At 72.2% G+C, this 22,971-nt stretch carries 19 protein-coding genes, 1 tRNA gene and 7 pseudogenes; 19 read left to right on the forward strand and 8 right to left on the reverse strand.

The window, feature by feature from the left end; all coding sequences use genetic code 11:
• Positions 1-37: 37 nt before the first annotated feature.
• The 6 genes and pseudogenes from U6N30_RS11865 to U6N30_RS11900 form a co-directional block, all read left to right on the forward strand.
• Entirely contained in the window at positions 38-652 is a 615-nt protein-coding gene (locus U6N30_RS11865; RefSeq protein ID WP_324277453.1) for a hypothetical protein, read from the forward strand.
• Positions 637-1,554: an anthranilate synthase component I family protein gene (locus U6N30_RS11870; protein WP_324278261.1), complete on the forward strand. Its 918-nt coding sequence runs from the start codon at positions 637-639 to the stop codon at positions 1,552-1,554. Before U6N30_RS11865 ends, U6N30_RS11870 begins: the two co-directional genes overlap by 16 nt.
• A 77-nt stretch (positions 1,555-1,631) precedes the next feature.
• A complete protein-coding gene (locus U6N30_RS11875) occupies positions 1,632-2,189 on the forward strand; it encodes a Trp biosynthesis-associated membrane protein (RefSeq protein ID WP_324278262.1) in 558 nt (185 codons plus the stop codon).
• A 418-nt stretch (positions 2,190-2,607) separates the two neighbouring features.
• Positions 2,608-5,115, forward strand: coding sequence for a tryptophan synthase subunit beta (gene trpB, locus U6N30_RS35410; protein ID WP_479690595.1), 2,508 nt, complete (start codon positions 2,608-2,610; stop codon positions 5,113-5,115).
• A gap of 23 nt (positions 5,116-5,138) precedes the next feature.
• Positions 5,139-5,945, forward strand: a pseudogene (locus tag U6N30_RS11895) (prolipoprotein diacylglyceryl transferase family protein); the annotation flags it as partial.
• Positions 5,946-6,013: 68 nt separating this feature from the next.
• Positions 6,014-6,256: pseudogene (locus U6N30_RS11900) on the forward strand (prolipoprotein diacylglyceryl transferase family protein); the annotation flags it as partial.
• Positions 6,257-6,489: 233 nt separating this feature from the next.
• Here U6N30_RS11900 and U6N30_RS11905 read toward each other — a convergent pair.
• Positions 6,490-6,960 carry a hypothetical protein gene (locus tag U6N30_RS11905; protein WP_324277454.1) on the reverse strand — a complete coding sequence of 157 codons (471 nt, stop codon included), beginning with the start codon at positions 6,958-6,960 and terminating at the stop codon, positions 6,490-6,492.
• A 565-nt stretch (positions 6,961-7,525) separates the two neighbouring features.
• Between U6N30_RS11905 and U6N30_RS11910 the strand changes: the two are divergent.
• The 10 genes and pseudogenes from U6N30_RS11910 to U6N30_RS11960 form a co-directional block, all read left to right on the forward strand.
• Positions 7,526-8,876, forward strand: a pseudogene (locus U6N30_RS11910) (glutamate synthase subunit alpha); the annotation flags it as partial.
• A gap of 192 nt (positions 8,877-9,068) precedes the next feature.
• Complete coding sequence (locus U6N30_RS11915; protein WP_324278264.1) at positions 9,069-9,554, forward strand: glutamate synthase central domain-containing protein; 486 nt, start codon at positions 9,069-9,071, stop codon at positions 9,552-9,554.
• Positions 9,473-9,817: pseudogene (locus tag U6N30_RS32965) on the forward strand (glutamate synthase central domain-containing protein); the annotation flags it as partial. The gene U6N30_RS11915 and the pseudogene U6N30_RS32965, both read left to right, overlap by 82 nt.
• A gap of 144 nt (positions 9,818-9,961) precedes the next feature.
• Positions 9,962-12,170, forward strand: a pseudogene (locus U6N30_RS32970) (glutamate synthase-related protein).
• 215 nt (positions 12,171-12,385) lie between these two features.
• Positions 12,386-12,580 (forward strand): annotated as a pseudogene (gltD, locus tag U6N30_RS11930) (glutamate synthase); the annotation flags it as partial.
• Positions 12,581-12,606: 26 nt separating this feature from the next.
• Positions 12,607-13,257: an FAD-dependent oxidoreductase gene (locus U6N30_RS11935; RefSeq protein WP_324278265.1), complete on the forward strand. Its 651-nt coding sequence runs from the start codon at positions 12,607-12,609 to the stop codon at positions 13,255-13,257.
• Positions 13,197-13,724 carry an FAD-dependent oxidoreductase gene (locus U6N30_RS11940; protein WP_324277455.1) on the forward strand — a complete coding sequence of 176 codons (528 nt, stop codon included), beginning with the start codon at positions 13,197-13,199 and terminating at the stop codon, positions 13,722-13,724. Before U6N30_RS11935 ends, U6N30_RS11940 begins: the two co-directional genes overlap by 61 nt.
• Before the next feature lie 213 nt (positions 13,725-13,937).
• A complete protein-coding gene (gene pyk / locus U6N30_RS11945) occupies positions 13,938-15,428 on the forward strand; it encodes a pyruvate kinase (protein ID WP_422678065.1) in 1,491 nt (496 codons plus the stop codon).
• Between the two features lie 178 nt (positions 15,429-15,606).
• Positions 15,607-15,714, forward strand: a pseudogene (locus U6N30_RS11955) (acyl-CoA thioesterase domain-containing protein); the annotation flags it as partial.
• 77 nt (positions 15,715-15,791) lie between these two features.
• Positions 15,792-16,301 carry an acyl-CoA thioesterase gene (locus U6N30_RS11960; RefSeq protein WP_324277456.1) on the forward strand — a complete coding sequence of 170 codons (510 nt, stop codon included), beginning with the start codon at positions 15,792-15,794 and terminating at the stop codon, positions 16,299-16,301.
• Between the two features lie 70 nt (positions 16,302-16,371).
• Here the strand turns inward: U6N30_RS11960 and U6N30_RS11965 are convergent, their stop codons facing one another.
• The 3 genes from U6N30_RS11965 to U6N30_RS11975 form a co-directional block, all read right to left on the reverse strand.
• Positions 16,372-16,704 (reverse strand): hypothetical protein, encoded by a 333-nt coding sequence (locus U6N30_RS11965; RefSeq protein ID WP_324277457.1) that lies wholly within the window; start codon positions 16,702-16,704, stop codon positions 16,372-16,374.
• Positions 16,701-18,227, reverse strand: coding sequence for an aminotransferase class V-fold PLP-dependent enzyme (locus tag U6N30_RS11970; RefSeq protein WP_324277458.1), 1,527 nt, complete (start codon positions 18,225-18,227; stop codon positions 16,701-16,703). Before U6N30_RS11970 ends, U6N30_RS11965 begins: the two co-directional genes overlap by 4 nt.
• Positions 18,203-18,276, reverse strand: a tRNA-Leu gene (locus U6N30_RS11975). Before U6N30_RS11975 ends, U6N30_RS11970 begins: the two co-directional genes overlap by 25 nt.
• Before the next feature lie 198 nt (positions 18,277-18,474).
• Here U6N30_RS11975 and U6N30_RS11980 point away from each other — a divergent pair.
• The 3 genes from U6N30_RS11980 to U6N30_RS11990 all read left to right on the forward strand — a co-directional run bounded on the left by U6N30_RS11980 (position 18,475) and on the right by U6N30_RS11990 (position 20,662).
• Positions 18,475-18,960, forward strand: coding sequence for an ANTAR domain-containing response regulator (locus U6N30_RS11980; RefSeq protein ID WP_324277459.1), 486 nt, complete (start codon positions 18,475-18,477; stop codon positions 18,958-18,960).
• 248 nt (positions 18,961-19,208) lie between these two features.
• Positions 19,209-20,087, forward strand: a complete 879-nt coding sequence (locus U6N30_RS11985) for a type 1 periplasmic-binding domain-containing protein (protein ID WP_324277460.1) — start codon at positions 19,209-19,211, stop codon at positions 20,085-20,087.
• On the forward strand, positions 19,982-20,662 hold the full coding sequence (locus tag U6N30_RS11990; RefSeq protein WP_324277461.1) for an ABC transporter substrate-binding protein: 681 nt from the start codon (positions 19,982-19,984) through the stop codon (positions 20,660-20,662). The genes U6N30_RS11985 and U6N30_RS11990 overlap by 106 nt, the downstream gene beginning before the upstream one ends.
• A gap of 202 nt (positions 20,663-20,864) precedes the next feature.
• Here U6N30_RS11990 and U6N30_RS11995 read toward each other — a convergent pair whose 3' ends face one another.
• The 4 genes from U6N30_RS11995 to U6N30_RS12010 all read right to left on the reverse strand — a co-directional run bounded on the left by U6N30_RS11995 (position 20,865) and on the right by U6N30_RS12010 (position 22,894).
• Positions 20,865-21,326 carry a hypothetical protein gene (locus tag U6N30_RS11995; protein ID WP_324277462.1) on the reverse strand — a complete coding sequence of 154 codons (462 nt, stop codon included), beginning with the start codon at positions 21,324-21,326 and terminating at the stop codon, positions 20,865-20,867.
• Entirely contained in the window at positions 21,302-21,454 is a 153-nt protein-coding gene (locus tag U6N30_RS12000; RefSeq protein WP_324277463.1) for a hypothetical protein, read from the reverse strand. Before U6N30_RS12000 ends, U6N30_RS11995 begins: the two co-directional genes overlap by 25 nt.
• A 14-nt stretch (positions 21,455-21,468) precedes the next feature.
• Positions 21,469-21,741, reverse strand: coding sequence for an ATP-binding cassette domain-containing protein (locus U6N30_RS12005; RefSeq protein ID WP_324277464.1), 273 nt, complete (start codon positions 21,739-21,741; stop codon positions 21,469-21,471).
• A 181-nt stretch (positions 21,742-21,922) separates the two neighbouring features.
• A complete protein-coding gene (locus U6N30_RS12010; protein ID WP_324277465.1) occupies positions 21,923-22,894 on the reverse strand; it encodes an ABC transporter ATP-binding protein in 972 nt (323 codons plus the stop codon).
• Between the last annotated feature and the right edge of the window lie 77 nt (positions 22,895-22,971).

Here is a 22,971-nt window from a genome sequence, read left to right on the forward strand (position 1 = left end):
CCGGCGGTCGAGGGCAGCCCGGCCGGGGAGGGCAGCGATGAGGTTCGGCGTCACCAGCCCGTCGGCCGAGGAGTGCGCCGCGCTCGACCAGGCGGTCGTGCCGGTCACCCGCAAGCTGCTGGCCGACAGCGAGACCGCCGTCGGCGTCTACCGCAAGCTCGCCGGCAACCGGGCGGGCACGGTGCTCCTGGAGTCGGCCGAGCAGGGCAAGCGCTGGGCGCGGTACAGCTTCGTGGGGGTCCGCAGCGCCGGCGTCCTGACCGAGCGCGACGGCGTCACCCAGTGGCTCGGGGACGACGTCCCGGGGCTGACCGACGACCTGCCGGCCGACCCGCTCGCCGCCGTCCGCACGCTGGCGCGCCGGTTCCGCTCGCCGCGCGGGAGCGACCTGCCCCCGCTCACCGGCGGGCTGGTCGGCTACCTCGGCTACGACGTCGTCCGCCGGCTCGAGCGGCTGCCGCGCACCAGTGCCGACGACCTCGGCATGCCCGAGCTGGCGATGATGCTGGTGACCGACCTCGCCGTGCTCGACCACACCGACGGCTCGATCCTGCTGATCGCGAACGCCCTGCGGGGCGCGTACGGGGAGCAGCGGGGCAGAGCGGGTACGAGGACGCCGTCGCGCGGCTGGACGCCATGGCCGCCGACCTGACGAAGGCCTCGCCGCCCGGGGTGGCGGTGCTCGAGCGCGCCGACCCGCCACCGGTGACGAGCAATCTGGCCCCGGGCGCCTACGAGGACGGCGTGGAGCGGATCCGGGAGCACATCCGGGCCGGCGACGCCTTCCAGGTCGTCCTGGCCCAGCGGTTCGAGCTGACCACCGACGTCGACGCGCTGGATCTCTACCGGGTGCTGCGGGCGACCAACCCCTCGCCGTACATGTACCTGCTCCGCTTCGCCGGCCGCGAGTCGCCGTTCGACGTCGTCGGCTCCTCGCCGGAGGCACTCGTCACGGTCACGGGGAACGCGGCGGTCGTCCACCCGCCGGCCGGCACCCGCCCGCGCGGGGCGACGCCCGAGGAGGACGTCCGGCTGGCCGAGGGGCTGCTGGCCGACCCCAAGGAGCGGGCCGAGCACGTGATGCTGGTCGACCTGGCGCGCAACGACCTGGGCCGGGTGTGCCTGCCGGGCACCGTCGAGGTGCCCGACTTCATGCGGGTGGAGCAGTACAGCCACGTCATGCACCTGGTGTCCACGGTGACCGGCACGGTCGCCCCGGAGCACGACGCCCTGGACGTCTTCGACGCCACCTTCCCGGCCGGCACCGTCTCCGGGGCGCCGAAGCCCCGGGCGATGGAGATCATCGAGTCGCTGGAGCCCACCCGGCGGGCGCTGTACGCCGGCACCGTCGGCTACGTCGATGCCGGCGGGGACATGGACATGGCGATCGCCATCCGCACCGCCGTGCTGCACCAGGGACGCGCCTACGTGCAGGCTGGCGCGGGCGTCGTCGCCGACAGCGACGCCGCCACGGAGGAGGCGGAGACCCGCCACAAGGCCCGCGCGGTGCTCTCCGCGATCGCCACGGCCGAGGGGCTGCGGGAGCTCCCGTGAGCGGACAGGGGCGTGAGCATCGCCTGGGCATCCGAGCGAGGAGCGGAGCGCCCCGCGGCAGCGAGCCGGTGAGCACGATGGCCACGTCGGCGCGGCGCGAGCTCGCCGCCGCTGTCGGCGGATCCGCCCTCGCCGGCGCCCTGGCCCTGGTGGCCGGTGGTCAGCCGTGGGCGGAGACGACGGTGGTGCGACGGCAACCCCTGCCTCCCGTCGTCGAGCTGGTCTCCGGTGCCGACGCCGCGCCGCTCGTGCCCGCCGCCGGGTTGGTCCTGCTCGCGGCGGCCGTGGCCCTGTTGGCCGTCCGGTCGGCCAGCCGGGTCGTGGTCGGACTGCTCATGGCGGTCGCGGGCGGCGTCCTGGGGTGGTCGGGGATCCGCGCGCTGACCGGGGGACTGGTCACCGGGGACGCGACTGTCAACGTGTCCGCCGCCTGGCCGGTCCTGGCCGCCGTGGCCGGGGTCGTGGCGGTCGTGGCCGGACTCGTCGTCGTGCTGCGCGGACGCGGCTGGCCCGGGATGGGACGGCGGTACGAGCGGGCACCGCAGCAGGCCGCCCCCACCCGCCCGGTCACCGACGAGGACCGGGCGCAGGAGACCTGGAAGGCACTGGACCGCGGGGAGGACCCGACCGCGTAGCGGAACCTGGGCAGGCCGTTACCCCCTCCCCCGGCCGGGGCGGTCGGCCGCCGCCTCTAGAGTGGCTGTCACCCATCCACCCGGTGAGGGGACGTTTCTGGTGCGACATCCGGAGGACCGCGTGAGCAGGCGCGCAGCGGTATCGGCAGGGCCGCGGCCGTGAACGTGCTCGACGAGATCGTCGCCGGCGTCCGCGAGGACCTCGCCGCCCGCGAGGCGGACACGCCGCTCGCGGAGGTCAAGGCGGCCGCGCTGGATGCCCGCCCCGCCCTCGACGCGCTGGCCGCCCTGCGCGCACCCGGCGTCGGCGTGATCGCCGAGGTGAAGCGGCGCAGCCCTCCAAGGGCGACCTCGCCGACATCCCCGACCCCGCGCAGCTCGCCGCCCAGTACGCCGCCGGCGGCGCCGGGTCATCAGCGTGCTCACCGAGCGGCGGCGCTTCGGCGGCTCGCAGGCCGATCTCGACGCCGTCCGGGCCGTGGTCGACGTGCCGGTCCTCTGCAAGGACTTCGTGGTCACCAGCTACCAGGTGCACGAGGCCCGGGCCCACGGGGCCGACGTCGTCCTGCTGATCGTGGCCGCGCTCGAGCAGAACGCGCTCCTGGGCCTGCTCGAGCGGGTCGAGTCGCTGGGGATGACGGCGCTGGTCGAGGTGCACACCGAGGCCGAGGCCGACCGCGCGATGGAGGCGGGTGCCTCGGTCATCGGCGTCAACGCCCGCGACCTCACCACGCTCGAGGTCGACCGCTCCACCTTCGAGAAGATCGCGCCCGGCCTGCCTTCCGGCGTGGTGAAGGTCGCCGAGTCCGGGGTGCGCGGCCCGCACGACCTGATCGGCTACGCGGCGGCGGGTGCCGACGCCGTCCTGGTCGGGGAGGGCTGGTCACCGCCGGCGATGCCCGCCAGGCGGTCGCCGACCTGGTCACGGCGGGGTCCCACCCCGCGACGCCCCGGACCACCCGCTAGCCCGCCCGCCACCCCGACGTCGGACCCCCTGCGCCGCCGTCCTGCTGTCACGCGGGACACTTGGCGCATGACGACGACCAGCCCACCTGCGCAGCCCGGGGAACGTCTCCTGCCGGCGCGCCCGGGCTGGCCCGACGAGACCGGCCACTTCGGCGTCTTCGGCGGGCGGTTCGTGCCCGAGGCGCTCATCGCCGCGCTCGACGAGCTGACCGAGGCCTACGAGGCCATGCGCGTCGACCCCGCGTTCCTCGAGGAGTTCCACCTCCTGCAGCGGGACTACACCGGCCGGCCCAGCCCGATCACCGAGGTCCCGAAGTTCGCCGGGCACTGCGGCGGGGCCCGCGTCCTGCTCAAGCGCGAGGACCTGAACCACACCGGCTCGCACAAGATCAACAATGTGCTCGGCCAGGCGCTGCTGACGAAGCGGATCGGGAAGACCCGGGTCATCGCCGAGACCGGTGCCGGTCAGCACGGCGTCGCCACCGCGACCGCGGCCGCGCTCATGGGCCTGTCCTGCACGGTGTACATGGGCGAGGAGGACACCCGCCGCCAGGCGCTCAACGTCGCCCGCATGCGCCTGCTCGGAGCCGAGGTCATCCCGGTGACCACCGGCTCCCGCACCCTCAAGGACGCGATCAACGAGGCGTTCCGCGACTGGGTGACCAACGTCGAGACGACGAACTACGTCTTCGGCACGGTGGCCGGTCCGCACCCGTTCCCCGCCATGGTGCGGGACTTCCAGCAGGTGATCGGCGACGAGGCGCGTGCGCAGCTGCTCGAGCGGGAGGGACGGCTGCCCGACGCGGTCCTCGCCTGCGTGGGCGGCGGGTCCAACGCGATCGGCATCTTCACCGCGTTCGTCCCCGACGAGGGCGTGCGGCTCGTGGGGCTGGAGGCCGGCGGCGACGGCGTGGACACCGGCAGGCACGCGGCCACCATCACCGGCGGGACGCCGGGCGTGCTGCACGGCGCACGGTCCTACCTGCTGCAGGACGACAACGGGCAGACCATCGAGTCGCACTCGATCAGCGCGGGGCTGGACTATCCCGGGGTCGGACCGGAGCACTCCTACCTGCACGACATCGGCCGCGCCGAGTACCGGGCGGTCACCGACGCCGAGGCGATGGAGGCCTTCGCGCTGCTCTGCCGGACCGAGGGCATCATCCCGGCCATCGAGTCGTCGCACGCCCTGGCCGGGGCGATGAAGCTGGGCCAGGAGCTGGGCCCGGACACCCTGCTGCTGGTGAACCTCTCCGGCCGCGGCGACAAGGACGTGGAGACGGCCTCCCGGTGGTTCGGCCTGGGCGACCGCGAGGAGGTCGACCCCGGCCCGGGGCTGGACACCGAGCAGAACCCGACGGAAGGCGCCGTGAGCAGCGACGAGGCAGTCGCCGGCCCCGACGCGGGGAGGAGCTGTGAGCGCTTCCGAGAAAGACGGGGAGTGAGCATCGCAGCGAGCGGCACGGAGCCGACAGGGAGTGAGCATCGCAGCGAGCGCCAGCGAGCGAGGAGCGGAGCGACCGCGGAGGCGACCGGTGCTGTGGAGCGAGGAGCGGAGCGAGTCCGGAGTCGAGGCAGTCAACTGGCCGACCGCATCGCCGCGGCCAAGGCCGAGGACCGCGCCGCGCTGATCGCCTACCTCCCGGTCGGCTATCCCGACGTGGACGCCTCGATCGCCGCCATGGTCGCCGCCGTCGAGGGCGGCGCCGACGCGATCGAGATCGGTGTCCCGTACAGCGATCCGGGCATCGACGGGCCGGTCATCCAGGAAGCGGTGGACGTCGCCGTCCGAGCCGGCGTCGGCATGCGCGACGTGTTGCGGGCGGTGTCCGCCGTCGCCGGCGCCGGCGCCGTGCCGGTGGTCATGAGCTACTGGAACCCCGTCGAGCGCTACGGCGTCGAGCGGTTCGCCGCGGATCTGGCCGCGGCCGGGGAGCGGGCGCGATCACCCCCGACCTGATCCCCGACGAGGCGGCCGAGTGGCTGACCGCATCGGAGGCACACGGCCTCGACAGGGTCTTCCTCGTGGCGCCCTCGTCCACCGACGCCCGGCTGCGCTCCACCACGGCAGCCTGCCGGGGCTTCGTCTACGCGGCCTCGACCATGGGCGTCACCGGCACCCGGGCGACCGTCGGCGACGCGGCCGAGGCGCTCGTGGCCCGGACCCGCGCGGCGGCTCCCGGACTGGCGGTGTGCGTCGGGCTCGGCGTCTCCAACGGCAGCCAGGCCGCCGAGGTGGCCGCCTTCGCCGACGGCGTGATCGTCGGCTCGGCCTACGTCCGCGAGATGCTGGAGGGACGCGGCGCCGACGGCGTCCGCGCCCTGTCGGAGGACCTGGCGAAGGGGTGCGGGCATGAGCGTCGTCGACAGCCTCGCGGCGATCCCCAGCCCGACCCAGGGCGTGTGGGAGCTGGGGCCGTTGCCGCTGCGGGCCTACGCGCTGTGCATCGTCGCCGGCATCGTCGCGGCCGTGCTGCTCACCGAGAAGCGGTGGGTGGCCCGCGGGGAGCGTCGGGCGACGTCCTGGACATCGCCGTCTGGGCGGTGCCGTTCGGCATCATCGGCGGCCGGATCTACCACGTGATCTCCAGTCCCCGCGCCTACTTCGGCGAGGGCGGCGACCCCATGCGGGCGTTCGCCATCTGGGAGGGCGGGCTCGGGATCTGGGGCGCCATCGCATTCGGCGGCGTGGGTGCCTGGATCGCGTGCCGCCGCCGCGGGATCCCCCTGCCCGCGTTCGCCGACGCCCTCGCACCGGGTCTGCTGGTCGCGCAGGCGATCGGCCGGCTCGGCAACTGGTTCAACAACGAGCTCTACGGCGGGCCGACCGACCTGCCGTGGGCGCTGGAGATCTACGAGTGGGACGGCGGACGGGCGGTCCTCGACGCCGCGGGGAGCCGCTGCTGCTCGGCACCTTCCACCCGACGTTCCTCTACGAGCTGCTGTGGAACCTGGCGGCCGCGGCCTTCGTCATCTGGGCCGACCGGCGGTTCCGGCTCGGGCACGGGCGGGCGTTCGCGCTGTACGTCATGTCCTACTGCGCGGGACGGCTGTGGATCGAGCTGCTGCGGACCGATCCGGCCGAGACCTTCTTCGGGGTACGGCTCAACGTGTTCACCTCGATCGTCGTCGGCCTGCTGGCGCTGGCCTACTTCGTGTGGCAGCGCGGGAAGCCGCGAGAGGTGATCACCCGTGGAGACGGGAACGGCACGCCCGACAGCGACCGGGCCGAGGAGCCGGCGACCGATCCCGGTCCCGTCCGCGAGGACGACCACCGCCCTGCCGAGCCGAGCTGACGACGAGCTGCCTGACCGCACGGCCTCAGCTCACGGTGTCAGCTCACCGCCCTCCTCACGAGCCTGCGGATCAACGCCTCGCCGGCGTCGTCCAGCCCGGTCACGGCCCAGGACGTCGGCCACATGCCGCCGTCCTCGTCGAGGGCGGCCTCCTCGTCGAAGCCGAAGACCGAGTAGCGGGTCTTGTCGGCCTGCCCGCTGCGGTAGAAGCACGCCACCTTCCCGTTCCGGGCCCAGGCCGGCTGCCCGTACCAGAGCTTCGGTGCCAGGTCGGGAGCCGCGTCCGTCACGATCGTGTGGCTGCGCTCGGCGAGTGCGCCGTCCGGGGAGGGCATCACCGCGATCCTCGCCAGCAGGTCCGCCTCCTCGGCGGCCGCCTTGCCCGAGCGGCGCCCCGCCGCCGTCAGTTCGGCGGCGCACTCCTTCATGGCCGCCCGCTCCTCCGCGGAGAACCCGTCCGCCGAGGACTCGATCGGCCTCTTCGTGCCGCCGGCCTTCGCTGGGCTCATCGTCCTTCCTCCGGTCGATCCGTCCTGGTCAGGGCGTCGAACGTAGCGGCGCCCGGGACGACGGTGCTTCTCGGATCGTGATCGACCGGAGGCTGCCGGCCGGCACCGGTGAGAAGTCCCTCGGTGAGGATGATCACCGGTCCCGGGGGCTCTGCCGACCGGTCCGCGGGAGGCTCGATCGGCCAACCAGCGCAGCGATCCTGCCGACGCGCCGCGCCACGGGGTTTACACGGCTGAGGCACGTGTTACGGCTGTGTACCCTTCGCTGAGACCCGCCGGCGATCCTGGCCGGGTCGCACCGTCGGACCGGGCCAGCGTCGCCCCGCGGACGACAGCCCGTCGGCCACCACCCGAGGGGCTCCAGCTGCCGCAGGCGGGGTCGATGGTCCCGGCTGCAGGCCTCCGCAGTGCCGCCCGCCTCGCCCCTCCAGATGCAGCCCCTCCAGATGCAGCCCCTCCACTTGCAGGCCCCCAGTTTCCGGCCCCTTGACCACCGGCCCGGGCCCCGTGCCCCCGCCCGCGACCTCCCCCGAGGACGCGGGCGGCCGCCGACGACGGGAGTGACATGCCCGACCTCACCGCCCCCGCCGCTACCGGCGTGCCCTTCTCCGCCGTCCCGGCGAAGACCGGTCTCTACGACCCGGCGAACGACACGGACGCCTGCGGCGTCGCCTTCGTGGCCGACGCCCGGGGACGCCGGTCCCGCGCCATCGTCGCCCAGGGCCTCACGGCGCTGCACAACCTGGACCACCGCGGCGCGGCCGGGTCGGAACCCAACTCCGGGGACGGCGCGGGCATCCTCACCCAGGTCCCGGACGCGCTGCTGCGCGCCAGCGTCGACTTCGACCTGCCGCCGATGGGGAGTACTCCGTCGGCATCGCCTTCCTCCCGGCCGACGAGGCGGAGCGGGCCGCCCGCGTCGAGGACGTCGCGCGGCTCGCCGAGGAGGAGGGGCTCACCGTCCTCGGCTGGCGCGAGGTGCCGATCGACCCGGACGGTGCCGACCTCGGCCCGACCGCCCTCGCGGTCATGCCGACCTTCCGCCAGCTGTTCGTCGCCGAGACGATGGCCGGCCGGGCCGACGCCGCAGCCTTCGGCGGGAACGTGGAGTGCAACGGCGTCACCCGGCTGGAGCGGCGCTCCTTCGTGCTGCGCAAGCGCGCCGAGCGGGCGGCGGTCGACGCCGGCAGCTCGCTCTACATCGCGTCGCTCTCCTCGCGCACGATCACCTACAAGGGCATGCTGACCACCGACCAGCTGCCGCTGTTCTTCCCCGACCTGCGCGACGAGCGCTACGAGTCGGCGATCGCCCTGGTGCACAGCCGGTTCTCGACCAACACCTTCCCGAGCTGGCCGCTGGCCCACCCTTCCGCTTCATCGCGCACAACGGCGAGATCAACACGATCAAGGGCAACCGCAACCGCATGCGGGCCCGCGAGGCCAAGCTCGACACCCAGCTCTTCGACGGTCCGGCCGGCCCGGCATCCGAACTCGGCCTGGAGCGGATCTTCCCGGTCACGGCCAGCGACTTCAGCGACTCGGCCACCTTCGACGAGGTGCTCGAACTGCTGCACCTGTCCGGCCGCTCGCTGCCGCACGCCGTCCTGATGATGATCCCGGAAGCGTGGGAGAACCACGACGAGATGGACCCGGCCCGCCGGGCCTTCTACCGGTTCCACTCCTCGATCATGGAGCCGTGGGACGGGCCGGCCGCGGTCTGCTTCACCGACGGCACGCTCATCGGCGCCGTCCTCGACCGCAACGGTCTGCGTCCCGGCCGCTGGTGGCGGACCAAGGACGACGTCGTCGTGCTCGCCAGCGAGGTCGGCGTGCTCGACATCCCGCAGGCCGACGTCGTCGCCAAGGGCCGGCTGCAGCCCGGCCGCATGTTCCTGGTCGACACCGCGTCGGGGAAGATCGTCTCCGACGAGGAGGTCAAGGGTGCGCTGGCCGCCGAGCACCCCTACGAGGACTGGCTGCACGCCGGCCTGGTGCACCTGCCGCAGCTGCCCGAGCGCCGCCGGTCGCGGCCCAGCCACGAGTCCGTCGTCCGCCGGCAGATGCTCTTCGGCTACACCGAGGAGGAGCTCCGCATCCTGGTGACCCCGATGGCCGCCTCCGGCGCCGAGCCCATCGGGTCCATGGGCACCGACACCCCCGTGGCGGCGCTCTCGGACCGTTCGCGGCTGCTGTACGACTACTTCGGCCAGCTGTTCGCGCAGGTGACCAACCCGCCGCTGGACGCCATCCGCGAGGAGCTGGTGACCAGCCTCGGGCGGACCTTCGGGCCGGAGCAGAACCTGCTGCAGGCCACCCCTGCCTCCTGCCGCCAGGTGACCGTCCCGTTCCCGGTCATCGACAACGACGAGCTGGCCAAGATCCTGCACATCGACGACGACGGCGACCTGCCCGGCTACGCCGCCGTCCGGATCACCGGCCACTTCGACGTCAACGGTGGGGAGCGGCGCTCGCCGAGGCGATCGAGCAGCTGCGGACCAAGGTCGGCAAGGCGATCTCGGCCGGCGCCCGGATCATCGTGCTGTCCGACCGCGACTGCGACGAGAAGCGCGCGCCCATCCCGTCGCTGCTCATGACCGCCGCCGTCCACCACCACCTGGTGCGGGAGAAGACCCGCATGGAGGTCGGCCTCGTCGTCGAGTCCGGCGACTGCCGCGAGGTCCACCACGTCGCCCTGCTGCTCGGCTACGGGGCGGCCGCGGTCAACCCCTACCTGGCCTTCGAGTCGATCGAGGACCTCATCCGTGACGGCGCGCTCACCGGGGTGGAGCCCGCGCAGGCGGTGCGCAACATGGTGAAGGCGCTCGGCAAGGGCGTCCTCAAGGTCATGAGCAAGATGGGCATCAGCACCGTCGGCTCGTACACGATGGCGCAGATCTTCGAGGCCGTCGGGCTCTCGCAGGACCTCGTCGAGGAGTACTTCACCGGCACCTCGTGCCCGCTGGGCGGCGTCGGCATCGACGTGCTCGCCGAGGAGGTCGCCATGCGCCACCGGCGGGCCTACCCGGAGAACCCGACCGAGCGGGCGCACCGCCGGCTGGAGACCGGCGGCGAGTACCAGTGGCGCCGCGAGGGCGAGGTGCACCTGTTCAACCCCGAGACGGTGTTCCTGCTTCAGCACGCCACCCGCTCCCGGCAGTTCGACGTCTTCGAGAAGTACACCGAGACCGTCGACCAGCTGTCGGAGGAGGCCGCCACCCTCCGCGGGCTCTTCACGCTCAGGACCGGGGTCCGCCCGCCCGTGCCGATCGACGAGGTCGAGCCGGCGAGCGAGATCGTCAAGCGGTTCAACACCGGCGCGATGAGCTACGGCTCCATCTCGCAGGAGGCGCACCAGACCCTCGCCATCGCCATGAACCGCCTCGGCGGCCGGTCCAACACCGGTGAGGGCGGCGAGGACCCCGACCGCTTCACGCCCGACGCGAACGGCGACCTGCGCCGCTCGGCGATCAAGCAGGTCGCCTCGGGCCGGTTCGGCGTCACCAGCGAGTACCTGGTCAACGCCGACGACATCCAGATCAAGATGGCGCAGGGCGCCAAGCCCGGTGAGGTGGGCAGCTGCCCGGCAGCAAGGTCTACCCGTGGGTGGCGCGCACCCGGCACTCGACGCCGGGCGTCGGCCTGATCAGCCCGCCCCCGCACCACGACATCTACTCCATCGAGGACCTCAAGCAGCTCATCCACGACCTCAAGAACGCCAACAACGACGCGCGCGTGCACGTCAAGCTGGTGTCCGAGGTCGGGGTCGGCACGGTCGCGGCGGGGGTGAGCAAGGCCCACGCCGACGTCGTCCTGATCTCCGGGCACGACGGCGGGACCGGCGCCGCGCCGCTCACCTCGCTCAAGCACGCCGGCTCGCCGTGGGAGCTGGGCCTGGCCGAGACGCAGCAGACGCTGCTGGCCAACGGCCTGCGCGACCGCATCACCGTCCAGGTGGACGGGCAGATGAAGACCGGCCGCGACGTCATCGTCGCCGCGCTGCTCGGTGCCGAGGAGTTCGGCTTCGCGACCGCGCCGCTGGTGGTCTCCGGCTGCGTGATGATGCGGGTGTGCCACCTGGACACGTGCCCGGTCGGCGTCGCGACCCAGAACCCCGAGCTGCGCAAGCGCTTCACCGGGCAGCCGGAGTTCGTGGTGACGTTCTTCGAGTTCCTGGCCGAGCAGGTGCGGTCCTACCTCGCCCAGTTGGGCTTCCGCTCGATCGACGAGGCCGTCGGCCACGCCGAGCTGCTCGACACCCGGAAGGCCGTGGGCCACTGGAAGGCGGAAGGGCTGGACCTCTCGCCGATGCTGGTCGTCCCCGAGCTGCCCGAGGGCGCTCCGCTGCGCCGGGTGAAGTCGCAGGACCACGGCCTCGACGTCGCCCTGGACCAGACGCTCATCCAGCTCTGCGAGGGTGCGCTGCTCGACGCGCGGCCGGTCAGCCTCGAGCTGCCCGTGCGCAACGTCAACCGGACCGTCGGCACGATGCTCGGCTCGATGGTCACCCGCCGCTTCGGCGGGGAGGGGCTGCCCGACGGCACGATCGACCTCACCTTCGGCGGATCGGCCGGGCAGTCCTTCGGCGCCTTCCTGCCGCGCGGCATCACCATGCGGCTGTTCGGCGACGCCAACGACTACGTCGGCAAGGGCCTGTCGGGGGACGGATCGTCGTCCGGCCCTCCCGCGAGGCGCCGTTCGCCGCCGAGGACAACGTCATCGCCGGCAACGTCATCGGCTACGGCGCGACGGGCGGGGAGATCTTCCTGCGCGGCCGGGTCGGTGAGCGGTTCTGCGTGCGCAACTCCGGTGCGCTCGCCGTCGTCGAGGGCGTGGGCGACCACGCGCTGGAGTACATGACCGGCGGCCGCGCGGTGATCCTCGGGGCGACCGGACGCAACATCGCGGCCGGGATGTCCGGCGGCATCGCGTACGTGCTCGACCTCGCCCGGCACCGGGTCAACGGCGAGATGGTCGACATCGACCCGCTCGACGGGGAGTCCGCGCAGTGGCTGCGCGACGTCCTGGTCCGGTACGCGGGCGAGACCGAGTCGACGGTGGCGCACGCGCTGCTGGCCGACTGGGGCCGGTGGTCCGAGCAGTTCAGCGTGATCGTGCCCCGCGACTACCGCCGTGCCCTCGACGCGCAGCGGATGGCGGAGGCGAACGGCACGGACGTGGACCTGGCAGTGATGGAGGCCGCTCGTGGGTGAGACGCGCTACGGCACCGAAGGTCTCATGCAGGTCGCGCAGGAGGAGGCAGCTCGTGGCTGACAGCACCGGTTTCCTGAAGTTCGAGCGTGGCCTGCCGCCGCGCCGTCCGGTCGAGGTCCGGATCCGCGACTGGAAGGACGTCTACGTCGCCCGGCAGAACGGCGAGGACCCGCTGTTCCCGACGGCCGAGGTGCGCAAGCAGGCGGCCCGGTGCATGGACTGCGGCATCCCGTTCTGCCACCACGCCTGCCCGGTCGCCAACCTCATCCCCGAGTGGAACGACCTCGCCCGCCGGGACGACTGGCACGAGGCGATCGAGCGGCTGCACGCGACCAACAACTTCCCGGAGTTCACCGGCAAGCTCTGCCCGGCTCCGTGCGAGGGCTCCTGCGTGCTGAACCTGCAGGAGTCGCCGGTCACGATCAAGCAGATCGAGTGGGAGATCATCGACCGGGCCTTCGAGGAGGGCTGGGTCCAGCCGCAGACCCCGCCGAGCGGACCGGCAAGAGGGTCGCCGTCATCGGCTCGGGTCCCGCCGGCCTGGCCGCGGCGCAGCAGCTCACCCGCGCCGGCCACGACGTCACCGTCTACGAGCGGGCCGACCGCATCGGCGGGCTGCTCCGCTACGGCATCCCCGAGTTCAAGATGGAGAAGGCCGTCCTCGACCGGCGGCTGGACCAGATGCGCGCCGAGGGGACCCGGTTCGTGACCGGCGTGGAGGTGGGCGGTCCTCGCGAGGAGGACCTGTCGACCGAGCAGCTGCGCGCGGAGTTCGACGCCGTGGTCCTCGCCGGCGGGGCCACCGTCGGCCGTGACCTGCCCGCTCCCGGCCGCGAGCTCGCCGGCATCCACCTGGCCATGGAGTACCTGCCCTACGGCAACCTGCAGGCGCTGGGTGAGCTCGACGCCCCGCCGATCGACGCTCACGGCAAGCACGTCGTGATCATCGGTGGGGGCGACACCGGCGCCGACTGCCTCGGCACCGCGCACCGTCAGGGGCCGCGTCGGTCACCCAGCTGGAGATCATGCCCGCACCGCCGGGCCGCCGGGCCCAGGACGTCAACCCCTGGCCGACGTACCCGATGATCATGCGCGTCTCCAGTGCGCACGAGGAGGGCGGCGAGCGGCTCTACTCGGTGAACACCGAGCGATTCCTGGGGAACGGAGCTGATGGCTCGGGAGGGCGCGTGCGCGCCCTGCTGCTGCACGAGGTGGAGCGGGTCGACGGCCGCTTCCAGAAGATCGAGGGCACCGAACGCGAGCTGCCGGCCGACCTGGTCTTCCTGGCCATGGGTTTCACCGGCGCGCAGCGCGAGGGCCTCGTCGACACCCTCGGCGTCGAGGTGGACGGCCGCGGCAACGTGGCGCGCGACGAGCAGTTCATGTCCACCGAGCCGGGAGTCTTCGTGGCCGGTGACATGGGCCGGGGCCAGTCGCTCATCGTGTGGGCCATCGCCGAGGGCCGCGCCGCCGCCGCGGCTGCCGACACGTGGCTCACCGGGGAGTCGATGCTCCCGGTGCCGGTCGCCCCGACGACGGTCGCCCTGCGGTGAAGAAGGACCCCGTCCTCCTCATCCCTCGCACGCTCGGGCGAGCCTCTGGACGGGGCCACGGATCGCACCGCGGCCAGGTGCCGTCCCCCGGTTGCGTTGAGGGCGTCAGTCGCACCTGCGCGGGACCCTGCGGGCCCCACTCGGCGCGACACCCACAGGTTCGTTCCCGGGCCGCTCCGTCCCACAGTTCGTCTAGCCACTAGCGTTATCGCCATGTCCCGTCGCGCGAAGATCGTCTGCACCCTCGGCCCCGCCACCAGTTCGCCGCAGCAGGTCACGGCCCTCGTGGAGGCCGGGATGGACGTGGCCCGCCTGAACTTCAGCCACGGGCTGCACGAGCACCACGCCAACTCCTACCGACTCGTGCGCGAGGCCTCGGACGCCACCGGCCATGCCGTCGCCATCCTCGCCGACCTCCAGGGACCGAAGATCCGGCTGGGCACCTTCGCCGACGGTCCGGTGAGCTGGCCCACCGGCTCGCAGGTCTGCATCACGACCGAGGACGTCGAGGGCACCGCCGAGCGCGTCTCCACCACCTACAAGAACCTCTCCGACGACGTGCGGGTGGGCGACCGCCTCCTCGTCGACGACGGCAAGCTCGCGCTCACCGTGGTGCGCACCGAGGGGCCCGACGTCTTCTGCCTGGTCGTCGAGGGCGGAGAGGTGTCCAACAACAAGGGCCTGTCCCTGCCGGGCGTGGCGGTGAGCGTCCCGGCCCTGTCGGACAAGGACGAGGAGGACCTCCGCTTCGCCCTGCACCTCGGTGTCGACTTCATCGCGCTGTCGTTCGTCCGCTCGCCCGCCGACTTCGAGCTCGTGCGCGACATCATGCGGCAGGAGGACGTCACCGTCCCCGTCATCGCCAAGCTCGAGAAGCCCGAGGCGGTGGAGAACCTCGAGGCGATCGTCGAAGCGTTCGACGGGATCATGGTGGCCCGCGGGGACCTCGGGGTGGAGCTCGCGCTGGAGCAGGTGCCGCTGGTGCAGAAGCGGGCCATCCAGGCGGCTCGTGAGCGCAACAAGCCGGTCATCGTGGCCACCCAGATGCTCGAGTCGATGATCACCAACTCGCGGCCCACCCGCGCCGAGGCCTCCGACGTCGCCAACGCCGTCCTCGACGGAGCCGACGCGGTGATGCTCTCCGGCGAGACCTCGGTCGGTGCGCACCCCATCGGCGCCGTGCGGACGATGGAACGCATCATCGACGCCGTCGAGAGCGACACCCTGTGGGTGCCCGACGTGGTGCGACGCTCCCGGTCCCGTTCCGGCGCGATCGTCCGGGCGGCCAAGGACATCAGCGAGAGCCTCGACGTGAAGGCGCTCGCGACGTTCACGCAGACGGGGAGACCGCCCGCCGGCTGGCGGCACTGCACCCGCGTCAGCCCCTGCTGGCCTTCACCGTCGACGCACGCGTGCGCAGCCAGCTGGCGCTCGCGTGGGGGTCGAGACCTTCCTGGTGCCCATGGTCGAGCACACCGACGACATGGTCGCCCAGGTGGACTTCTCGCTGCTGTCCATCGGGCGGCTCAAGGTCGGCGACCGCGTCGTCGTCGTGGCCGGCAGCCCGCCGAACACCGTGGGTTCCACGAATCTCATCCGCGTCCACGAGGTGGGCACCGACTCGTGAGCGGCCGTGCGAGGGCACGTGGGTGCACAGCAGCGACGCGAGCGCTCGGGACGAGCGCCGGCGAGGAGCGCGCATGAGCGAGGGCAAGGGGTCCAGTCAGGCCGCATCGCTCCTGAACGTCCTCGACCTCGAGGAGCGGGACACCGACGTCTACGTCGGGCAGACGCCGAGCACCGAGCGGCAGCGCATCTTCGGGGGACAGGTCGCCGGACAGGCGATCATGGCCGCCGGCCGGACGGTCGAGGCCGCGCGCGGGTGCACTCGCTGCACTCCTACTTCCTGCGGCCCGGCGACCCGTTCGCCGAGATCCGCTACACGGTGGACCGGATCCGCGACGGCCGGTCGTTCACCACCCGGCGGGTGGTGGCCTGGCAGGAGCGGAAGGGCGAGGAGGTCGCGATCTTCGCGCTCACCGCCGACTTCCACGCGGGGAGAAGGCGGTGGCCGCGCACTCCACGCCGATGCCGGACGTACCCGGACCGGAGAGCCTGCCGGGGACGGCGGAGATCGTGGCGCGGCACGGCGAGCGGGCGGCGTGGATGGACGCCATGGGCCGAGTCGTGGAGCAGCGGTTCCTGCAGGACCCGTTCTCGGCGCCGCCGAAGTCCCCGCCGGACACCCAGACCCGCACCTGGCTGCGGGTGGCCGGCGAACTCGGGGAGGACCCCGCCGTCCATGCCGCGGCCCTGACGTTCGTCAGCGACCTGACGCTGCTGTCAGCGGGTTTCGCGCGTCTCGGTGGCGGGTGGCCCGACTTCCTCGGGGCGAGCCTCGACCATGCGGTCTGGTTCCACCAGCCGGTGCGGGCCGACGAGTGGTTCCTCTACGAGACCGACAGCCCGGCCGCCTCGTCGGGCCGGGCCTTGTGCTTCGGCACGATCTGGTCGGCCGACGGGACCCACGTGGCCACGGTCGCGCAGGAAGGCCTCATCCGGTCGTTGAAGGACTGACGAGGGACCGCCCTTCCCCCACACCTGGCGCGGTCGGGCGGGTCCTGCGAAGGGTGGCCGTCCCAGCACGTCACCCGGCGGGCTCGGCCGCTTCCCGTTCGGCCATCGCCGAGTCGGTCGCTGCCGCTTCGGTCACTGCCTCCTCGGCTGCTCGCTGCTCGGCGGCCGCCCGCTCGGCCGCTGCGCGCTCCGCCGCCCGCTGGGCCTCGCGCTCCGCGGCAGCGGCGGCGAAGTCCGTCGCCAGGAAATCGTGGTGCTCGCCCAGCAGCGCCCAGACCCGTTCGACGTGGGCCTGCGTCGTCGCCGGTGCGCCGATCGCGACGCGCAGGACGGCGTTGCCGCCGACGTTGGTGTGCGTGAGGAACACTTCGCCGCCGTCGTTCAGCCGTTCCAGCAGGGTCATGGTCGCGACGTCGGCGTCCACCTCTCCGGACCAGCGCGGGCGCAGGCAGACGAGGGAGAACGGGTGGGGGCCACGACGTCGAAGCGCTCGTCCGCCTCGGCCCAGGCGGCCAGCTGCTGCGCCATGGCGACGTGCGAACGGATGTGTGCCCGCAGGCCCTCGGCGCCGTACCAGCGGAGCACGAACCAGAGCTTCAGAGCCCGGAAACGACGTCCCAGCGGGATCTGCCAGTCGCGGAGATCCACCACCGCGCCGGCATCCGTGGCCGCGTTCCGCAGGTACTCGGGGAGGATGGACAGTGCTCCCGTGAGCGCCGCCCTGTCGGCGACCCAGAAGAGGCTGGCGTCGAAGCCGGTGAGCAGCCACTTGTGCGCGTCGGTGGTGTAGCTGTCGGCCCATTCCACGCCGGCCTGCAGCTCGCGCAGCTCAGGGACGATCCCGCTGACCCCGGCGTAGGCGGCGTCGACGTGCAGCCAGACGCCGTACTTCTGGCAGATGGGACCGAGCTCGGCGAGCGGGTCGATCGCCGTGGTCGACGTCGTCCCGACGGTCGCGCAGACGAGGACCGGGGTGTAGCCACGGGCGACGTCCCGTTCCAGGCGTGCCGCCAGGGCGGCGGGGCGCATGGCCAGGTCGCCGTCGACCTCGACCATGCGGACCGACTCGCTGCCGAGACCGGCGATGCGCGCCGCCTTCTCCATCGAGGAGTGCGTCTCGGCGGAGACGTAGACGGTGGCGCGGTCGGGTTCGACGCCGTGCCGCACAGTGGCGCCGGTGCTCGTGCGGTGCAGAGCAGCCAGCAGTGCGACGAGGTTGGCGCCGGAGCTGGAGTCCTGGACGACGCCGCCGCCGGCAGCGGTGGACCGGAACGAGGCGGGGAGGCCGAGCAGGTCGGCGAACCAGTCCATGACGTGCTGTTCGAGCTCGGTCGCCGCGGGGCTGGTCACCCACGACATGCCCTGGACCCCGAGGCCCGCGGAGACGAGATCGCCCAGGACGGAGGGCCCGGACGTGTTCGCGGGGAAGTAGCCGAAGAAGCCGGGGTGCTGCCAGTGCGTGACCCCGGGGAGGACGACGCGCTCCAGATCGGCCAGGACGGTGGAGAACGGCTCGGGCTGCTCCGGAGGCTGCGCCGGGAGGCCGGCGCGGACGTCGCCGGGGAGACCTGCGACCGGACCGGGAAGTCGCCGACCCTCGACCAGTAGTCGGCGATCCAGTCGACCACCTCGTGGCCGTGCTGCCGGAACTGCTCGGGAGTCATGTGCGGAACGGGCGCGGTCACCACCCCACAGTATTGCCCGCGACGAGGGGGACCCGGAGGGGTCCGTGAGGAGCGAGGCGGCCGCAGGACGAAGACGCTGGGACCGGAGCCGCTCTGCGAGACGGTGCGAGGAGCGGGGCCCGCAGGGTCCCCGACGAACACCAGGGAAGGGCTCAACGCAGCAGGGGAACGGCACCTGGCCGCGGTCGTCGTCCGGAGGACGACAAGATCGCAGAGTGCCCCCGGTGCGACTCGAACGCACACTGCGCGGGTTTTGAATCCGCTCCCTCTGCCGATTGGGGTACGGGGGCTCGCCGGACGTCGGCTGCTGGAGCAGCGTAGCGGTGGGATGCGGGCCGACCCGACCTGGATAGGCTTCGCTCCGTGGGCAGCGAGACGATCCGGGTCATCATCGCCGAGGACGAGGCACTCATCCGCCTCGACCTCAAGGAGATGCTCGAGGAGGAGGGTACTCCGTCGTCGCGGAGGTCGGCGACGGGCAGCAGGCAGTGGACCGAGCCACCGAGCTGCGACCCGACCTCGTCATCCTCGACATCCAGATGCCGGTTCTGGACGGGCTCTCCGCGGCCGAGCAGATCGCGTCCGCCCGCATCGCGCCGGTCATCGTGCTGACCGCGTTCAGCCAGCGCGAGCTCGTCGAGCGTGCCCGCGACGCGGGCGCCATGGCCTACCTGGTCAAGCCGTTCTCGAAGAACGACCTCGTGCCTGCCATCGAGGTCGCCCGCGCCCGCTTCTCGGAGATGACCGCCCTGGACGGCGAGGTGCGGACGCTCGCGGAACGGCTGGAGACCCGCAAGGTCGTCGAGAAGGCCAAGGGCTTGCTGATGGCGCAGCGATCCATCACCGAGGCCGAGGCATTCCGCTGGATCCAGCGGACCGCGATGGACCAGCGGACCTCGATGAAGGCCCTGGCCGGGGCGATCGTCGAGGCCGACGCGGCGGCCGGTACCGGCGCGGACGGGCCCACTGCCTGATCCCGGTCCGGCCGCTCTCGGCGGTCCCCACCGTGGCGTTCGGCGATCGATTCTTCGCGGTGACGGTCGGTTCAGCCGCGTTCGCGAGCTGAAATCCCTAGATCACGACCTCATCACTATCGGTGCAAGGCCGGGTGCATCCCTTCGCGCGGCGGTTAGGTTCTGCGGACCGATCGGCGTCCGAGCGGCGGGTTCGTCCTGCGGATCCGTCCAGCGACGCAGAGCACGATGACACTGGGAGTTGCTTGATGCGCACTGGCACCACTGCCCGCAGCATCGCCATCACCGGTGCCGCCCTCCTCGCGATCACCGCCTGTGGCGGCGGCGACGAAGGCGGCGACACCGGTGCGGAAGGCGACGGCGGCGGCGAGAAGCAGGTCAACATCTACGGCACCGACGGCAACATGGGTAACGCCCTCGGCGAGGACTTCTCCGAAGAGGGCGCCCTGGCCGGGATGAAGGGCACCACGCCGCTCACCGACCTGTCGGAGGACTTCAAGAACCGCCTGCTGGAGATCGACCCCGACCTGCAGGACTACAACTACGCCGGTGAGACGTACGACGCGGTGGTCCTGTCGGGGCTGGCGGCGCAGGCCGCCGGCAGCACCGAGGCCAACGTGTTCAAGGAGTACGTCAACGGCCTCACCTTCGGCGGGGAGGCCTGCACGGACTTCGCGTCCTGCAAGGCGATCCTCGACGCCGGCGGCAACGTCGACTACGACGGCGCCTCCGGTCCGCTGAGCTTCGCCGACCCCGGTGAGCCCGCGGAGGCCAGCTTCGGCCTCCTGCAGTTCGGCGAGGACAACACCCTCGACGACGACGCGACCGAGTTCGTCATCGCCGGTGACGAGGAGAACGCGGCCACCGACGAGGGTCCGGCTCCGGCTGCTGCCGGCACCACGACGAGCGAGCCCCTCGTGATCGGCACCCTGCTGCCGCTCACCGGGAACCTCGCCTTCCTCGGCCCCCGGAGGTCGCCGGTGCCGCGCTGGCCGTCCAGGACATCAACGCCGCCGGCGGGGTGCTCGGCCAGCCCGTGCAGCTCATCGAGGGTGACTCCGGTGACGCCTCGACCGACACCGCGACCCAGACCGTCGACCGTCTGCTGCAGGCCGGGGCCGACGTGATCGTCGGCGCGGCGTCCTCGGGTGTGAGCCTCACCGTCATCGACGCCATCACGCAGGCCGGCGTCCTGCAGATCTCGCCCGCGAACACGTCGGACCAGTTCACGACGTACAACGACAACAACCTGTACTTCCGTACGGCGCCGCCGGACACGCTGCAGGCTCGGGCGCTCGCCGACCTCATCATCGAGGACGGCAACAACACCGTCGGCATCCTGGCGCTCAACGACCCGTACGGCACGGGTCTGGCGGAGAACACGGTGCAGAACCTGATGGACGCCGGTCTGTCGGAGGACGCGATCCAGAGCATCACCTACGACCCGCAGGCGGCGAACTTCGACTCCGAGGTCCAGGAGATGGTGGACTTCAACCCCGACGCCATCGTGGTCATCGGATTCGAGGAGTCCTCGCGGATCATCGAGGGCTCAACCAGAACGGCATCGGCCCGCAGCGCTGATTCCGCTCTCCGGGTTCTCGACCCGGTAGTCCAGGGCAGTGGCCCGGCACCGATTCGGTGCCGGGCCACTGTGCTGTCCGGGGATCTCATGGCGCGATGGTGGGTGGTGGCACCGACCTGAGGCGTTCGCCCGTCCACAGCTGGCCGGCCGGTCCGCCCATGCACCGCCTCCCGACGGCGGCCTGCACTGGACCACCCCCAGCGGCCACCGGATCACCGACCACCCCCGACGACTGCGCCACCGACCCCCCTGCTGCTTTCGCCACGGGCCGACGGGATGGCATGCGGACGACGGGCACGAGGCCCCTGGTCGCAGGGCGGTCTCACGGCGATGGCCACGGGGATGGCCGCGGGGCGATGGCTGCCGGGCGATGGATGCAGAGCGATGGCCACGGGGAGCCATCGACGCTGAGCCTCGGGAAGAGGCCCGGGACGACGCAGCGCCGGCACCCGTGGAGGATGCCGGCGCCGAGTGCGCAGAAGGGGTTGCTACTGGGCCTTCGCCAGGGTCCCGAGGTAGAGCTCGATGACCTTCGGGTCGTGCATGAGCGACTCCCCGGTGTCGGTGTAGGCGTTCCGCCCCTGGTCCAGCACGTAACCGCGGTCGCAGATCTGCAGGCACCGGCGGGCGTTCTGCTCCACCATGATGATGGAGACCCCGGTGGCGTTGATCCGGCGACAGCGGATGAACACCTCGTCCTGGTACGCGGGGAGAGGCCGGCGGACGGCTCGTCCAGCAGGAGCACCGACGGGTCCATCATCAATGCCCGCCCCATGGCGACCATCTGCCGCTCGCCGCCGGAGAGGGTACCCGCCTTGGACCTGCGTCGCTCGCCGAGCAGGGGAACAGGTCGACGACGTAGTCGAAGCGCTCCTTGAAGGTCTTCGGCCGCAGGTAGACGCCCATCTGCATGTTCTCCTCGAGGGTCAGCGAGGGAACACGTTGTTGTTCTGGGGCACGTAGCCGACGCCCATCGAGACCAGACGGTGCGCGGGCGCAGAGGTGATGTTCTCGCCTCGCAGGGTCACCGATCCCGAGCGCACCGGGATGAGCCCGAACAGTGCCTTGAGCAGGGTGGACTTCCCGGCGCCGTTCGGCCCGATGATGCCGACCAGCTCGCCGTCCTTCAGGTAGAAGTCGCAGCCGTTGAGGATGTTGACCCCGGGCACGTAGCCGGCCAGGAGCTCGTCGGCTCGCACCAGCGCACCCTCGGCCAGCTTGACGTGCTCCTCGCGGGTGGCCGCCTTCTCGGCCGGTGTGAGCGCGGCGGTCCGGTCACCACCCGCCCGGGTCTCGACGTCGTCCGCGTCGACGGACGAGGAGCGGTCATCGACCGGACGGTCGAACTCGTACTCCGGGTTGGTGCTCTCGCGGGGTCGGTCATCGGTCCGTGCCCTTCCGGTTCTGCGGCCGGTCGGAGCTCAGGACGTCGGTGCCCGAGCCCTCCTGACGGGCGATCGACTGCTCCGCCTCGGCGAGGACCTGGTCCTCCTCCTCGACGGTGAGCGGGGCGTCGTGGTGCGCGCCGAGGTAGGCGTCCACCACGGCCTGGTTCTGGCTGATGGACTCCGGCGGACCCTCGGCGATGATCCGGCCCGCCGACATGACCACGACCCAGTCGCTGATGTCCCGCACCACGTCCATGTCGTGCTCGACGAAGATCACCGTCATGCCCTGTTCGCGCAGGTCCTTCACGTGTCCGAGCAGGCTCTGCGTCAACGCGGGGTTCACCCCGGCCATCGGCTCGTCGAGCATGACGACCTGCGGGTCGCTCATCAGCGCACGCGCCATCTCCAGCAGCTTTCGCTGGCCGCCCGACAGCGTGCCGGCGAAGTCGTCCTTCTTGGTGTCGAGCTTGAACCGCCGGAGCAGTTCCATCGCCTTCTCCGTGTTGGCCTTCTCCTGCGCGCGCCACGTCCCCGGAACCAGGGCCCGGAAGAAGCTCTCGCCCTTCTGGTCCTGCGCGCCGAGCAGCATGTTCTGCAGCACGGTCAGCCGGGACAGCGCCTTGGTCAGCTGGAAGGTCCGCACGACGCCCAGCCGGGCCACCTGGTGCGGGGACAGCTTGCCCAGGGACTTCCCGTTGAACGACCACGTCCCGGTGTCGGGCTGGTCGAATCCGGTGAGCAGGTTGAACAGGGTCGTCTTGCCGGCACCGTTGGGGCCGATCAGCCCGGTGATGCCCCCGCGCTGGACCTCCAGGTGGTCCACCGAGACGGCGGTCAGACCTCCGAAGGTGCGGGTCACGCCGTCGACGACGACCGCCGGGTCCGGCTTGGCGACGCCGATCTCCCACGGCAGGTCGCGCAGCGCGATCTGCGCGAGCCGCTGGGGGCGTCCCCGCTGGCCCACGCGCCCGCCTGTCCGGGGTGGTAGCCCTGCGCACTCCCACCGGACGTCCCCGCCCCGGAAGCCGTCGCACCGTGCGG

The organism is Blastococcus brunescens (assembly GCF_035320885.1).
GTDB classification, from domain to species: Bacteria; Actinomycetota; Actinomycetes; order Mycobacteriales; family Geodermatophilaceae; genus Blastococcus_B; species Blastococcus_B brunescens.